We start from the raw sequence: 16,645 nt of genomic DNA on the forward strand, positions 1-16,645 counted from the left end.
ACTCTCCTTATTTATTTAATAACAAAGTTAACAATTTTATTTGGAACAAAAATTGTTTTAACAATTGTTTTATTTTCTAGTCATTTCGACACTTCTTTTTTTGCTAATTCTATTATTTGTTCTTTTTGAATATCTTTATGTACTTTAACTTCGGCTCTAGCTTTACCATTGATTGTTATTCCATAATTAATTTCACTTACAGTTAGAGCGTTTGGATCAATGTTAAAATCTTTTAAGTTTTTTAGGTTAAAAAACTTATCAGATAATTCTCACGATAAGTGAGGAACAAAAGGTTCTAATATATTTAGAATTACATAAAACATCTCGGTTATTAATTCTATGTTTGTTACGTTATCGTATGCATTTAAAGTTTCCATGGCTCAAGAAATAAGTGTATTAAATCCATAGTCTTTATCTTTTTTTTCAAAAGTTTCTATCGATTTGTTTAAACCTGTGTAAAGTTTAAATCTAGCGTTTTTATCCATGTCACTTAATTTTGATATTTCAATATTTTTAAAATTAAAATCTTTAATTGGTTTTATCTCTTTTGAACGTTCAATCAACCTATTTAAAAATTTAAAACATCCATTAATGCCTGCATCGCTTCATTCTAACTCTTTTGTGGGTGGTGCTGCAAAAAATATAAATAATCTACTTGCGTCAGCTCCGTATTTTTCAATAATATCTTTTGGTTCTATTACATTACCCTTAGATTTTGACATTTTAGATCCATCTTTTAGAACCATACCTTGAGTTAATAATTTTTTAAATGGTTCCCTAAAGTTTATGAATTTTAAATCAGCAAGCGCCTTCGTAAAAAATCTAGCATATAAAAGGTGCAATATAGCATGTTCTATACCACCAATATATTCATCCACTTGATTTCAATACTCTATATTTTCTTTAACGAAAATATTATCTAACCTAAGGTTTTTTGGAGTTGTATATCTTAAAAAATATCAACTAGATTCAAAAAAAGTATCTAAGGTATCGCTTTCTCTTGTAGCTTTTGAACCGCAAATATGACAAGTAGTTTTTAGTCATTCTTGATTTGTTAAAAGTGGGTTTCCGTTGCCTGTAAATTCAACTTTTTCAGGTAGTAAAATAGGTAATTCTTCTTTTTTAACCGGAATTGTTCCACATTTTTCACAATGAATAAGTGGAATTGGAGTACCCCAATATCTTTGTCTTGAAATTCCTCAATCTCTTAAATTGTATTTTGTTTCTTTTTTTACTTTTGTAAAATCATATTTTGAACTTTCTTTTGGTTTAACGACATCCAAATTATTAATTTCTATAAAATTTTTGTGATTATCGTTTAAATTAGAAACAAATTTAATTTCGATATTTGAATCATAACTTGCAAAATCTGTTATATATACATTTAATAATTGGTTGTTAGCAGGGTTTATTATTTTTAGTGGAGTTTTAATTGATATTTTATTTTTAAAGTTTTTTGTTGCGAAATTTTGGTCAATTTGATTAATTAAATCTAATTCCTTTTGGCTATAGTAATTATTTTTAATTAAATTTTTTATTAAACTATGTTTGTTGCTTATAGCAACAAAATTAGCGTTTTTAATAATGTCTAAATCTTTTTCTAAGATACTTATGTCTGATTCATCATTATTGTTTATTACTTTTGTGTCAAATTTAAAAAACTCATTTTTACCAATTCAATTACGTTGCATGGAAATTACTTTATTTGGTCAATTTCCTTCTAACTTTTCTAAATCATTTAAAAGTTCTTGAGCATAATTAGTTATTTTTAAATAATATGTATCCATTTCTTTTTTTATAACAGGGTTATCACAGCGTCAACATTTTCCGTCTATAACTTGTTCATTTGCTAATACAGTATTATCATTTTCACACCAATTTAGTTCGCTTTTTTGCTTATAAATTAAATTATTTTTTCAAAATTCTATAAATATATATTGTTCTCATTTTGTATAATCAGGATCACTGGTAATTACTTTTTGATTTCACGCGAATGAAAGACCTAATTTTTTAAATTCTGAATCCATAGAATTAATATTTTCGTATGTTCATTTCTTAGGGTGAATATTATTTTTTATGGCAGCGTTTTCAGCGGGTAACCCAAAAGCATCTCAACCAAATGGGTTAAAAACATTGTAATTACGTCTTTTAAAATATCTTGCAATAGCATCGCTAAGTGCATAATTTCTTGTGTGCCCCATATGTATTTTGCCACTTGGGTAAGGGAACATGCTTACAATATATTTTTTCGGTAATGTAAAATCACTTGAAGGTTCAAAATACTTTTCTTCTTCTCATTTATTTTGTCATTTATTTTCAATTTTTTTAAAAAAATCCATTTTTGCTCCTTATTTAGTTCCGAAAATACGATCTCCGGCATCTCCTAGACCGGGCTCTATATATCCATTTGAATTTAATTTTGAGTCTAAAGATGATAAGTAAATATCAAAATCTGCACCAAAATTTGCTATTACATTATCGACGCCTTTTTGAGCACCAACTAAGCAAACTAATTTAATATTTGTAAATCCATCTTGTTTTATTCTCTTTATAGAATCTACGGCAGAATTACCTGTTGCTAACATAGGGTCAACAACTATGATTAAACTATCCTTTGATACGTTTGGCATTTTATAATAATATTCGTGTGGTGTTAGGTTTTCTTCATCACGATACATTCCTATATGTCCTACACGTGCATCTGGAATTAAATTTAATAATCCTTCTGTCATACCCAATCCGGCTCTTAAGATTGGAACTAAAGCAATTTCTTTGTCAAAAGTTACCCCTTCAAATTCTTTATTAAGTGGTGTTGTAACTTTATGTGGCTTAGTCTTATAATCTCTCATTATTTCATAAACCATTAAAGACGCAATTTCGTTTAAATTACTTCTAAATTCTCGATGATTTGTGTTTTTGTCTCTTAGTTTTGTCATTTTAATTTTAATAAGTGGGTGCTCTAATATCTTTAACATTTGTATCCTTTTTTATTGAATTTTTAATAAATATATAAATTTTATTATATTATACTTTTTTTATTTATTTTTTAGTTGTATTTTTTATTTTATAATCAATTTTATTTTTTAATAAAATTTTTTTATTGTTTTAACATTTAAATGTGGTATAAATTTAATTACAATAATTAGAATTAAACTAAAAACGATAAGAAAGGAAAAAAATGAACAAAAATAATTTTAAATTTAATTCATTTAAATTTATTTCGAGTGTTTTAATTCCCTGGGTTCCTTCGGAATCTTTAAAGATGGGTAGCGCAATGCAAATATATAATTTTACTCATTCATATTGACTTGTCACTACTCTTTTTATGTTGATGCAACTTCCGCTAGTTGTTGTTCAAATTTTTAATGAAAAATTGTTAAAAATAATTAATTTTAAAAAAATTCTAATTATTTTAGATCTTATTAGTGCTATTTTTTTAATTATTCCGATTATTATGTGAAATTTATTTCCATTCAGTACTAATATCGAACTTATTGTTACAATTTTATTAATTTTAAATGTTTTACAATCATTTACATACTCATTGAAAACAATGTGTATTAAAAAAATGACTCAATTTATTTCTTCTAATAATAAAGAATTTAGTATAGTAAACAACATTTTTAATTTAGGAGTTGGTTTATCTTTATTAATATCACCCATTTTTTCGGTAGAAGTTTTCAATAAAGTTACTTTTGATATTTTTATGACTATCAATTTAATTTTTTATTTAATTTCAATATTTTTATTTAGTTTAGTGAAGTTAAACAAAAATTCTTTTGATAATAAAATAAAACAAATTGAAAACGATAAAAAAGTTCATAATAGTATATACCTAATAACATTAATATCATTAAGTAGCTTGTTTTTATTTACTAGACAATCAGGAGTAATTGCTTTTTTTAACTATTATCAATATGATTTTCATTTTTGAAGTTACTATTTAGCAATTACTATGGCTTTTGTGGGTATATTAGGACTTTTAACTTCTTTTGTAATCAAAAAGAAGAAGTTGAATATAAACAACACGTTATTATTATTTATATTTTTTGGTTTAAATCTTAGCTGATTATTTATAAGTCAAATAAGAGATACTATTTTTAGTATTGTTTGATTTTTTGTTATTAATGCAATTCAACAATTTATTATAAATTATGTAAACAATAATATTAGTTTTGAAACTAAAAGTATTAATAATAATCATAAAAAGATTTGTTTAAATATTAATAGATTAATTTTAATTATACCGACTATTAGTTCAATATTTTTTACATATCTATTAACATATGTTTTAGCAAATGTTTCATATTATCACGCATATGTTTTATATACATTGATATTATTAACAATGATTTTATTGTTATATTCATATAGAAAAAAAGAAACACTTAACTCAAAAGACGTTTAATCATTTTTTGGGTTAAGTGTTTTTGTGGTAAAAAATGCATTTATTTCATATTTTTAAAAAAGTTACTCAAAAAAATAATATAATATATTCGAAATTATTTATCTATTTTCGATATGTTTTTTAATATTTAAATTAAAGTTAGAGAATTAATTTCATATATTTATTTTAATTTTAGAGGGGAAATATTTAATGAATAATAAATTTAAAAAATTCGCTTTTGCGTTGTCAGGTGTTTCATCATTTGCCGCATTAAGTGTTGCGATTAGTTGCGGTCAATCGACTGAAAACAAAAGTGGGTCAACTAGCACAAGCGGTACTAGTTCAACTGCAGAAATACCGGCTGAACAACTTGAAAGAGTTACAAATGCATCAATCGGTGCAAATACATCAGTACCAGCAGACTCACGTTTTGACCAAGTTAATGATGGTGTAATTAAAATTGGTACAACATTTAGTGAAACAGGTCCACAAGCAAGAAGTTTAAACAAAACTCTTGAGGCGTATAATGCTTTAGTGGAGAAAAAAGAGATAGTTAGAAAAAATGCAAATCTTACTGAAGAACAAAAGCAAGAAGAATATAAAAAATTAGGAGTTAGTGAATTTGCTCTTCCTGTACAACAACAAAATTTAGGTAGTGGATACGATGCAGGAAAAGATGATGTTTCAAGTAAATTAAATGCAAAAGACACTAATGGTTTTTATAATTTAACAATTAACTATGCTCCTGTAGCCGCTACATTAGCAAGTAAAAATATGTTATTAAGTTTCAATGATCAAGAAACTACAATAAATACAGATATTACTGAATTTGATAAATCATTTGTTTCAAATAATGATGATTTAGAAAATGTTGTAAATAAATCTACATATGTTTTACCATTTTTCAAAAGTACACAAGTTCTTTCTATTAATGCTTCTGTAATGAGTTATATTCTTGAAACAATGGTTCAAAAAGGTGTTACATATGCAAATGATGTATCAAAATTAGAATTTGAAAAAATGATTAATGCAGGTAAAGGCGATAGAGCATCTGTTGAAAAAATTTGAGGTCAACCAGTTTCTAATGCGAGTGAAATTTTAAAAGGTAAAAAATTGAATTTTGATATGTTTAATAATTATGCTGATTTAATTGATTTTAGTATTCTTGCACAATCATTGTTTGATGAATCTGCTAAAAAGACCAATTCATCAGTACATGTTTTTGGTATAGATGACATTGCTGGAGTTTATGAACAAGCTTTATATTCATCATTAAATGCAGATTCTAGATTAATGTTACAAAAAGTTGTTAGAGAAAGTGACGGTAGAACAACAATCAATTTTACAAATATAAAAAACTCTAACCAAAGTACTTACAAAAATTCTAACGCTATCTTTAATGTGTTCTCAAACGCATTTGAAAAAGGTGCAGTTTATGCATTCCCTGGCGGACAATATTCATCAACCACACAAACTGAACATAAAATTGCATTTTCTATAGGTTCTACTGCAGGTTATTCATATAACTTTAAAAAAGCAGGTAAGGCGGTAAGTGTTTATAAAACTGCAGATGGAAAAGTTGTTTTAAACGATGATGATAAAACATTTTTAGAATATGGTTTAACCCCTAAAAAAGGTGAAAAACCAGAAGATGTTATAGGATATATAAGTTCATACAAAAATAAATTGATTAAATCTACAAGCAATGATGAACCTGGAAAATATGACTATAAATCACAATCAGCAGATTCGGATAGTAAATTAAATACATTTTTAACAACCGAAAATGCAAAACTTTTAGTAATTGACAAGAAAGATTTTGATGTTCTAAAAGAAAATGCTACATTTAAACAAAATCAAAGCGAAATCGAAAAGAAATATGTTGAATTAAAAAACGGAAATAAAGATGTAGTTTTAGTTTCAGTTTTAACTTCTGATAAAGCTGAATTCCTTAAAAAATTAGGATTATCATTTGAATCAAGATCAGATCAAGATTACTTAAATGAAAATGAATTAATATCAAGGGTAACACCTACAAAATGAGAATCAAAAGACGCTAAAAAAGTATTGTACTTACAAGGTCCATCATTAATTGGGGTTCACGCAAATGAAGTTGAAGATAATGCAACTAAAGCGTTCGTTAAATGATTAATGAACAACAAAGAACAATTACTTTCATTACAAAAATCAATGAGTTATATTACACCAGTATCTAACTTCAATACATTTACCGAAGAAGAGAAAAAGAAAATTTACGGAAATAATAAATATTTACAAGTTGCATTAGAAGAGTTCGGAAAAGTATCAGAGGATGATGATTATGTTGCTTTCGAAGAACCGGCAGGTGAATATTCAGCTTCATTTAGAAAACAAATTAAAGCTGCATGAGATGCTAGACAAAAAGAATATTCAGATAATGCTGCAACTAAAACAGATTTTAATAAATTTGTAGAAACAATGACTCAAGGTCTAAATGCTCAATAATTAATATAAAATAAAAAATAAATAGGGTTTGCATTGCAAACTCATTTATTTTATAAATTTAATAACAGGATGTTAAAATGAAAAAAAATATTAAAAAATTATTATACGCTTTTCCTATAATTTTAAGCTCTTCATCGCTGGTAGCGACAATTTCATGTTCTTCCAGTTCTAATGATTCTAAACAAGAATCTAACGAAAAAATAGATAAATTAGAGTTAAATACAAAATTAAGAGGAAATGTTTATTATATTGAATATAAATCATCAATACCTAATGAATCTGTAATAAAAACAAGAAACAGATTTAATGAATATATAAATAAATATGTTGATGATATTAAACAAAAAAATAATTTAAATTCAATAATTATTCCCGAACAAAACGGATCAAAATTATTGAGAAATCCTAATCAAATTTCTGGTTATCCAGAATCGTTTGAAAGTAAAATGAATTTAGATGGACAACTAAAAACTATCACTTGAAAATTTTTAGAAACAAAATCTAATCTTGACTTAGGAATTTTAAGTCAAAAAGGTCAAGATGCTAAATCTCAAGAGGCAGCCTTAAACTTAGAAGAGGTTAACAATTACATAACTATAACTTACAAAGCATATTTGGACGATAAAACTTTTTTCAATTTAAAAGATATTGAATTTAGAGTGGAGGCACCAAGAACAACAATTAATCCAATTTTGAGTAAATTACCAACAACTTATGATAAAACAAAATTTAAACCCGCTTTTGATTGAGAAAGCAAAAGTGCTAAAAAAGTTGATTATTTTAGAGCCAAAATAGTTCGTGTAAAAGACGGAGATACATTTGATGTTATTGCTTTAGAAAATAAAGAAAATGTATCGAATGTTTCTGTGGTTAAAGATAAACAATATACAATTAGATTAGCTGGAATTGATACACCTGAAAAAGCGGTTGGTAGCGGTAATAATGTAGTTACTTCTTCACCATTTGAATACGCTTTTGCTCTAATGCCAACACATTTTGCTGAAAGTTTATTTAAAAATTCTGAAGAATATAAAAATGATGTTTATGTTGGTTTTGTTACTGATTTTGACGCTTATGGACGTGTTACAGCAGATATTTTCTTCGGAGATAAACATCAATTTTCATATAACAACGAGGTTGTTAGGGCAGGATTTACTTTGCCATACGCAAATGACGCATGAGAAACAGCTATGAGATCAGAAACACTAGAAAATTCATATATTAAATCAATTTACCCAGAGATGTATAAATCATTTAATGAAGCTATAAAAAACAATAATGGTTTCTTTAAATACTTCGATAGACCTCTTGATGTAACAAAATACATCTATAATATCAAAATTAATAACAAATGACATCCATTTTATGGTGAAAAAAGTGATAAAAATTCCAAAAATATAGGTGATTACATTGATAAATAACATTAAATATAGTAAAATTAGAATAGAAAGGATTATTAATGATTTCACTTAAAAAAATTAAAAATTTATTGTTAGAATTAATATTAACAAACAATAATGAATCAAAAGATCAAATTAAGTCATATTATGATAAGTTTAAAAATGAAAAAGACGATGATATTTCGGCTATTGAACTTAAAAACTTAAATATTGACTTTGGAGAAACATTAGCAGTTGACAATGTTAGTTTTAAAATTCCAGAAGGAAAATTAGTTACATTACTTGGTCCATCAGGATCTGGAAAAACAACCACACTTAATGCTATAGCAGGTTTATTAACAGTAACTTCAGGAAAAATTCTTTTTAAAGGAAAAGATGTTACTGATTTTACTCCACAAAAAAGAAAAATCGGTTTTGTTTTCCAAAACTATGCTTTATATCCGCATTTAAGTGTTTATGCAAACATTGCCTTCCCTCTTAAAAATGATTTTGATTGACAATTCAAAACATTTTTAAAAAAGGAAAAAGCTAAAAACAATATTAGATCATTATATTTAAGAAAACTAGGAGCTTCAGAAGAAGAAATAAACTCATTAATCACTTCTTTTGACACTTGACAAGTACTATCTGAAGAATTGCCACACAAATTAAATGAATATTATGCAAAAATAGTTGATAATTATGAAAAAGCACACACAAATTACAAATTATCAATAGTTCATGAAACTTCAGATATTTCATTGCTTACAAAAAATGTATTAAAAACAAATGAAAAAGTAAAACAAGATTCTAAAAACAAAATTAGAAATATAAAAGAAAAGTTTGTTTCTGATAAAAATAATCATTTATTACCAGAAACATTTACTAAGGTTGAAATTCTTGAAAACTTCGATAAAAATATCTTGAAATACAAGGAAGTTAAAAACGAAGATGACTATAATTCACGTATAAATGAATTACAAGAAAATATTGCTAATTTAGTTTCTGTGGACCTTCACAATTACGATTTAAACGATAGAATAAAAATTGTTAAACTTGAAGAAAAATTACTTAAATTATTGACTAGATATAAATATATTCAAAAACATAAAGAAATTGTTGAAAAATACAAAGTTATTAAAGAAGAAACTAAAGCTCAATATTTAAAAGAAAAACAATTATTTAAAAATGTTAAAAAAACAGACGAAGCTTACAAAACTCTTTTAAAAGATAGCAGAAATTTACCTTTATTAGCTAAAAAAGATTTTTATACTTTAGTTAAAGAAATTGAAACTAAATATAATTTAAATCAAAAACTTAAAGAAGAAAGACAAGGAACTATTCCTTCAATTCTTGATGAGGAAGAAAAACTACAATTAAAAGAATTCTTAAAAGATAATATTTCATTACGTAAAGCAATTCATAATGAAGTTATGGAAGTTGCTAAGCGTGTTGAAATAGTTCCTATTCTTCAAAAGAAACCAACTAGATTATCTGGTGGACAACAACAACGTGTTTCAATTGCTCGTGCTATTGTTAAAAAACCAGAAATTTTATTGATGGATGAACCTCTTTCAAACTTAGATGCAAAATTACGTATCTCAACAAGACAATGAATTAGAGAAATTCAACAATCATTAGGTATTACAACAGTGTTTGTTACACACGATCAAGAAGAGGCGATGTCAATTTCTGATATTATTGTGTGTATGTCTACAGCAAAAGTTCAACAAATTGGTTCACCGCTTGAACTATATAACAAGCCAAGAAACCAATTCGTTGCTCGTTTCTTAGGTATGCCTGAAATGGGACTATTTAGTTCTGAATATAAAGATGGTAATTTATACATTGCAAACAAAAAAATCGATTCAGTTAAAATACCAAATGCTTCAAACTTATCATTAAATGTTGGGGTTAGATCTGAAGATTTTATTTTAACAGAAAAAGACCAAGAACATATGTTTGAAGGTAGAGTTGCAATTCAAGAAAACTTTGGTAAAGAAAGTAAATTAGTTGTTGATATTGAAAATGTAGGAAAAATTAATTTCTTACTTGATAATACATACAACTTCAAAGTTGATGATAAAATTTATTTCAATTTACCATTAAATAAACTACATATCTTTAATGCATCAACAGAAGAAAGAATTGAATATGAATTTTAATAATAGTTTGCATCAATTTATCGCAACTAAAATTCCATTCATTCTAAACTGATCACTTAAAAAACAATCTAAGAAAAAACTTTCTTTATCACACTCAATTTTAGATGAACCAACTCCATTTTGAATACCACTACTACTTTTAGCGCCAGGTTTATTCTTAATCGGTATGTTTACGGTTTATCCTATGATTCTTAATATTAAAGAGTCATTTTATACACCTGATGGTCAATTTACACTTTCTTATTATTCTAAAATATTCCAAGATATCAGATTTGCCGTTGGGGTTAGAAACTCATTCATTTATGGTTTAATTGTTTTACCGTTTGTTATGTCAATATCTTTAACAATTTCATCAGTAATTTCAAGATTACATCGTAAATACGCTAAAGGATTATGACAAACAATATTCTTTATGCCATATGTAACTAATGCGGTTGCGGTTTCTGCAGCATTCATCCAATTCTTTGGTACAAATGGTATATTAAATAATATGGTAGGTGGTAATACACCATGATTATCAACAAATGATCCATATACTTTTAATGCTTTATTCGCTATGTTTATTAATGGTATTTGAAGCGGTTTAGCATTTAATATTTTAATATTTACAACATCAATGTTAGGTGTTGATAAGAATTTATATAAATCTGCTTCAATCGATGGTTGTGCTGGTTTTAAACAGTTCTTTAAAATAACATTACCTTCAATTAAAGGTACAATTAACTTTATTATTACACTTGGTATTATTGGTGGACTTAAAGTATTCCCACTTGCTTTATTCCAAAATAGACCAGAAGATGCATTTACATATGGTGGTGGTACACTTATGTTATATGTATATTTAGTAACAAAACAAGGTAACTTCCACTTAGCTGGAGCGGCAGCCATTTCATTATTCATCATCGGGGTAACATTCTCATCAATAATTCGTGGTGGATTCTTTATGGTTCAATTATCACTAAATAACTTAGGAGAAAGAAATGTTTGAATGAAAGTTAAAGCTTCAAAAGAGATTAATAAAAAGCAAAATTAAGCGCAATCAAGAAAAAGTTACCTCCGAAGTAGTTGATAAAAATTTATCAACAGTTATATTAAGTGGGCTATCAAAATTATTATTACTTTCATTTTTTGGGGTATTAATATTATTTCCGTTTATTTTAATGATTTCTATATCATTTATGACAGATGATGAAGCGTTAAAATTACAAACAGAATTTAGATTTTTACCTTCATTTACAGAAGGTAGAACTTATTTTGTTAATACTAACGCAGATACTGCTGGTGGTTTTTCAATAGCACCTTGAGCAACAGTAGTTGCGAATACATATAAACGTGCTTTTACTTCAGGATTTTGATCATCTGCGGGGTTCACATTTTTAAATGTGCTTATTTCTGTTACGCTTAAGGTTATTATTACATTTTTAATGGGTTATGCATTTTCGTTACGAAATTGAAAAGGTAAAAATATAATTTGATTCTTTGCCTTAGCACTTTTAGTTTTACCGGAAGTTGCCTTACTTTCTGGTCAATATACAGTAGTAGTTAAAACAAACCTAAAAAGCAATTTACTTACAATGTTATTAGGTATTTCTCTTCCATTTGTTGCAAGTGTTTTTAATACTGTTATGTATAAAAATGCTTTCGAAGCAATTCCTGGAAGAATTAAAGAAGTTTCACTTGTAGATGGTGCTTCAGGGTTTAAATACTTATTTAAAGTTGCTTTCCCAATGGTTGTTCCGACAACATTAACAATAGTTATTCTAACAGCCTTAGCGTCTTGAAATTCATATTTATGACCATCAATTATTGCTTCAGACTTTAAAGAAGCACAAGTTATTTCTGTATGATTATTTAAAGCAGGTATTGATCCTAACGATCCTGATTCAACTCAAAATGTACAACAAAATATTAGATTAGCTGCTTCGGTTATCGTTATTTTACCAATGTTTATCATTTACTTAATCTTTAGAAAAAGAATTATGAGTGCAATTAGTAGACAAGGTTCAACAATTAAAGGATAGATTATGGGAAAATATAAAACAAAAATTATTATATGATCAATTGTAACTTTAATTGCTTTTATTGGAATAGTATCTTTATCAATATTAATTAGCAATTTAGAATTTGTATTAAACTTGTCTGAAAAAGTAACATTAGATCAAAAAATAACCGATACATATAAATTTATCAAATCATATTCAATAGGGGGGTTAGCATTTTCAGTTGTAGTCTTCGGGATTGGATCTATCATTTCGTATGCTGGATATAAATCTTGAAAATACGTTGATATGTTTTCATAATTATGAAATTTAAGAAAATAAAATTTTTAATGGGTGGAATTGTGCTTAGTACACTTGCACCTCTTAGTGCTGTATCATGTTTTTATGATAGCGATAATTCAGTAAAATTTTCAGATAAATTTGTAAAAAATAATTTATTTAACAACGTTACTTTTAATCCTAAAGATGGATATTTTAAAAAAGATGAAGCTTACAAACAAAAAGAATTTGTAAAAGATATTATAGAAACTAAAAAACTTATTTATACGTTTTCAAACGTAGATGTTGCACTCCCGAATATTGTAAGTGTTGATAATCAACATTTAAACAAATTATTTAATGACTTTTATGAATTAGACTATAGTTCAATAAAAATTAATACAAATAAAATTAATGATTATAAAAATCAATTTGATGCTGTAAAAGAAAAAATAAAGAAAGAAAAAGATGCATATCCAAACACAGATTCAGATGGTCAATATGTTTGAGATCGTCTTAAATATGTAGAAGAATTATTAGGAACTAATTTTAATAATTTAGAAGCCTTAAAAACTACAATTAGTGAATTAACTAATGAAATACAAGAGTATAAAGAACTTGAACCTAATCAAACACATAAAGATTTATTTAGAATTAAAAGATATATTTTTAATGATAAAAGAGATACAGGTATATTAGTTGATAAAGAAAAAGAAATCCAAAAACGTTTAATAGCATTAGATAATTTCTTTTATTTTGATTTAACTAATATTAAAAATGTTGTTACGGAAGCTGATGTTAAATGAATTGTTAATGCTTTTATAAAAGACACTCCGTTTGCAACTTATGATGTTTTGTCAAAAGAATCAAGTAAAAACGAAACTTCCGCAGAAGAATATTTAAAAATCGGAAATCCAATATTATCACATGACTCATCTTCTTATAAATTTAATGTCTCAATTTCGCCACAAATAGTAGAAGACGCTATTCCTAGAAACGTATTTGAAAAAATAACTGGTAATAATTTAAATTTATTCTTAAATTCACAAAATAAACGTGGTTCAGAATTACTTAAAGAACTTTTTAAAAACTTCATTACTAATTATTCTAATTTTAAAGTAGATTCTTTAGATAGTTTATCAAATGGTATTTCTTTAGGTTTTGGTCCTACCCACTTATTACAAGGTATAGACAGAATTAACAAAGAGAAATCATTTGAATTCCAAATATTCACTTTTGAAAAAGATCAACCTGACAAACAAATAGAATTAGATGCTCAACAAAATGAAGAATTCTTAAAAAATCCTATTGAATTTATAGAATCACATTTATATTTAATAATTTATAAATATAGTTCTGATAGTATTAATGAATTGCGTAATAGAATTAATAAATATGTTAACCTTAATAATACATTAAGAGCACAAATGAGTACTAATCCAAAATCTTCTTCATTAAATTCGAGATTAATTAAAGAAAATGAAGCTAGAATCGTTGAAGCAGAGGTTAAGCTTAAAAAATTCGAAGAAGAAATAGAAGAAGTTGAAAGAATTCAAACTTCTAGAGCATATATAGATAAATTAAACCTACCAGAAAAAGACGAACAATTCTTAACAAAATTTAGACAAGATCATAAAGAAGATATTGATAAAATAATTAATTTTGTTAGAGAAGAAGCTAATATAGCTAAATCAACTCAATTTTCATTAAATGAAATATTTGCTAAAATATTATTCTTATTAGAAAATAAAACCCAAATTATTTTAGGTACAAAACCAAGTAAAACAGACTCAACTCAAAGAGAAAAAACTTATTGATTAGAAGTTCAAGAATCTAGCGAAGAATGAAAAGCTTATGATATTTATTCATTATTTCAAGATACAAAAACAGCTTCGAGTTTAGATAACGTTAATTTTAATGACTACGAAATAACAAAAGAAAAAATAAATCAAGGACAATTTATAATTGATCCAGCATTTGTTAGAATAGCGAATGTAAAATAAATTTAATTATACTAAAGCAAAAAAACACCAAATTTAACAACTTTTTGGTGTTTTTTTATGCTCAATCATATTTTAAATTCTATTATATTAAAAAATAACATCTAAATTAATGTTATTTTAATAGTTATTATTTATTTGAATCTTCCAAGAAGTTGTTTATCTTTTCAACAACACTTATGCTTTTATTTACTTTTTCTATTTCTTTAGCAATATATTTTTTCATTTCATATTTTATTATGGCTAAATTTAAATATGAAGATAAATAAGCTTCTGAATATTCTTTTGCTTTCGCTCTCTTATCGTCTGTCATTGCATTTTTAATTAAAGGGCTAAAATCATTTATTCTTTTTGATAGTTCAGTAAATTCGTTTTCTTTAAATGTTTCTACATTATCAATTTTTTCTAACTCTGTAAATAATTGTTCAACTTTATCATTTATTTTATCAACAGTATCACCATAGTGGGTGTTATTTTGATCTTTATCCCAATTAAAAATTAATCAATTTTCCAGTAATCTTGGGTGTAAACCAATTTTACCATTGTCATTTCCTTCAAAGTGTTTAAAATTATCATAATTTTTGTTATTTAAATTATTTTTATCAATTATATATGAGTTATTTATAAATAAATCATTATAATTTTCCTCATATCCTAGTAATACAGCAAACATATTTTTAAGTCCAGTTGTATCTAATAATTTGTTTTTAATTTCGTTTTTAAGTTCTAATGAAGTTTCGTCATTTAATATACTTAAATATCTTTCTTTATCATCATTTTTTGAAAATGTAACATTATTATCGCCTAATACCCAATTAAAGAATTTGTTTTTAGAATTTTCATCTTTTACAAAATTTAGTTCTCCTGCTTTTTTTAGGTTTAAAGATGCGCTTTCTTTTAGTTGATTTAATTTATTTAAAATTTGATTACTATTATCTACATTTTTAAATTCTTCTTGATGCGAATTAATAACTTCATCTAAAATTTTTGTATCTCTTTCAAAATTATTAAATTCACTTTCGAATGAGATTATTTTTGTTTTTGTTGCCTCTAATTGATTTCTTGTTTGCGAATCATCATTATTGAATGTTAAAAGTTTTGCGCTAACTTTATCTTTTTGTGTTTTATATCTATCATTTAAATTATTATTTTGTTCGTTTATCTTTGATTTAATTTGTGTTATTTCTTCTTTAAGTGATTGAATAGCTTTTTTGTTTTCCTCTTCTATTCTTATTTCTTCATCTTTAGTTCTTACGTCTGATTTAGCCTTGTTTAAGGCGTTTTCGATATTTCTTGTTTCGTTTCTATATGTTTCTTTAGGATGATTATCTTGTTTTTGTATTTTGTCAGATTCATTATATTTATTTTGTAATTCTTGTTTTACTGTTGGATATTTTGTATCATCTAAAGAATCTAGATATTTCTTAATCTCGTCTAGTTTTGATTTAAGTTGTTTTCTTGCGTTGGAAACCAAAACTTTTTCTTTATTATCTTTCGCTTCATTAAATGATGCTATCAATTTTTGAGTTTCATTTTTTAATTCTTCAAGAGTTTTATTATCTAATTGAATTATTTTTTTAGCCTCTTCGACTTTAGATTTTAATTTTTCTTTAATGTTTGAGAAACCTTGATCTGGTGTGGAATTTAAAAATTCGGTCGCTTCATTTATAACTTTTATATATGCAACTTTTTCAGGTGATTCTTCATTGTTTTTTAAACCTAGAACAGTACCAACGGTGATAGCTGCCGCTGCAAAAGGTAAGACTAAAACTAATCCTTTAAATCATTTTGTTTTAAATTTCATTTTTTCTCCTTGTATTATTTGTGGAAATTATTTAGTTTTAAATAAAAAATAAATAATAATTTTATTATTTATTAGATTGATAACTAAACAATATTATTATATATTTTTTTATTTAAATTTTAGTTATTTTTTGAGTTCTGGACCTATCAAGATGTAGAGTTAAAATAA

Annotated in this window: 11 protein-coding genes; 8 read left to right on the forward strand and 3 right to left on the reverse strand. The window is 25.6% G+C overall.

All coding sequences use genetic code 4. From position 1 onward, the window contains the following. Window positions 1–11: 11 nt before the first annotated feature. A complete protein-coding gene (locus JXZ92_RS00105) occupies window positions 12–2,339 on the reverse strand; it encodes a class I tRNA ligase family protein (protein WP_205851698.1) in 2,328 nt (775 codons plus the stop codon). A 9-nt stretch (window positions 2,340–2,348) separates the two neighbouring features. Continuing rightward, window positions 2,349–2,975, reverse strand: coding sequence for a uracil phosphoribosyltransferase (gene upp / locus JXZ92_RS00110; RefSeq protein ID WP_205851700.1), 627 nt, complete (start codon window positions 2,973–2,975; stop codon window positions 2,349–2,351). Between the two features lie 203 nt (window positions 2,976–3,178). Between upp and JXZ92_RS00115 the strand changes: the two genes are divergently transcribed. From JXZ92_RS00115 to JXZ92_RS00150, 8 genes are all read left to right on the forward strand, one after another. Then, complete coding sequence (locus tag JXZ92_RS00115; protein WP_205851702.1) at window positions 3,179–4,408, forward strand: MFS transporter; 1,230 nt, start codon at window positions 3,179–3,181, stop codon at window positions 4,406–4,408. 189 nt (window positions 4,409–4,597) lie between these two features. Beyond that, window positions 4,598–6,871 carry a P68 family surface lipoprotein gene (locus JXZ92_RS04005; RefSeq protein WP_205851704.1) on the forward strand — a complete coding sequence of 758 codons (2,274 nt, stop codon included), beginning with the start codon at window positions 4,598–4,600 and terminating at the stop codon, window positions 6,869–6,871. Between the two features lie 77 nt (window positions 6,872–6,948). Continuing rightward, complete coding sequence (locus JXZ92_RS00125) at window positions 6,949–8,292, forward strand: thermonuclease family protein (protein WP_205851706.1); 1,344 nt, start codon at window positions 6,949–6,951, stop codon at window positions 8,290–8,292. Between the two features lie 38 nt (window positions 8,293–8,330). Then, window positions 8,331–10,415 (forward strand): ATP-binding cassette domain-containing protein, encoded by a 2,085-nt coding sequence (locus JXZ92_RS00130; protein ID WP_205851707.1) that lies wholly within the window; start codon window positions 8,331–8,333, stop codon window positions 10,413–10,415. Next, on the forward strand, window positions 10,405–11,448 hold the full coding sequence (locus tag JXZ92_RS00135; protein WP_205851709.1) for a carbohydrate ABC transporter permease: 1,044 nt from the start codon (window positions 10,405–10,407) through the stop codon (window positions 11,446–11,448). The genes JXZ92_RS00130 and JXZ92_RS00135 overlap by 11 nt, the downstream gene beginning before the upstream one ends. Next, a complete protein-coding gene (locus JXZ92_RS00140; RefSeq protein WP_205851711.1) occupies window positions 11,396–12,436 on the forward strand; it encodes a carbohydrate ABC transporter permease in 1,041 nt (346 codons plus the stop codon). Before JXZ92_RS00135 ends, JXZ92_RS00140 begins: the two co-directional genes overlap by 53 nt. Before the next feature lie 3 nt (window positions 12,437–12,439). Further along, window positions 12,440–12,715, forward strand: a complete 276-nt coding sequence (locus JXZ92_RS00145; RefSeq protein ID WP_205851713.1) for a hypothetical protein — start codon at window positions 12,440–12,442, stop codon at window positions 12,713–12,715. Between the two features lie 2 nt (window positions 12,716–12,717). Continuing rightward, complete coding sequence (locus JXZ92_RS00150) at window positions 12,718–14,676, forward strand: hypothetical protein (RefSeq protein WP_205851715.1); 1,959 nt, start codon at window positions 12,718–12,720, stop codon at window positions 14,674–14,676. Window positions 14,677–14,803: 127 nt separating this feature from the next. On the opposite strand, the gene JXZ92_RS00155 is transcribed toward JXZ92_RS00150, so the two are convergent. Then, window positions 14,804–16,477, reverse strand: coding sequence for a hypothetical protein (locus tag JXZ92_RS00155; protein WP_205851716.1), 1,674 nt, complete (start codon window positions 16,475–16,477; stop codon window positions 14,804–14,806). Window positions 16,478–16,645: the final 168 nt, after the last annotated feature.

The sequence above is a fragment of the Mycoplasma sp. CSL10137 genome (assembly GCF_017116845.1).
Classification (GTDB): domain Bacteria; phylum Bacillota_I; class Bacilli_A; order Mycoplasmatales; family Metamycoplasmataceae; genus Mycoplasmopsis.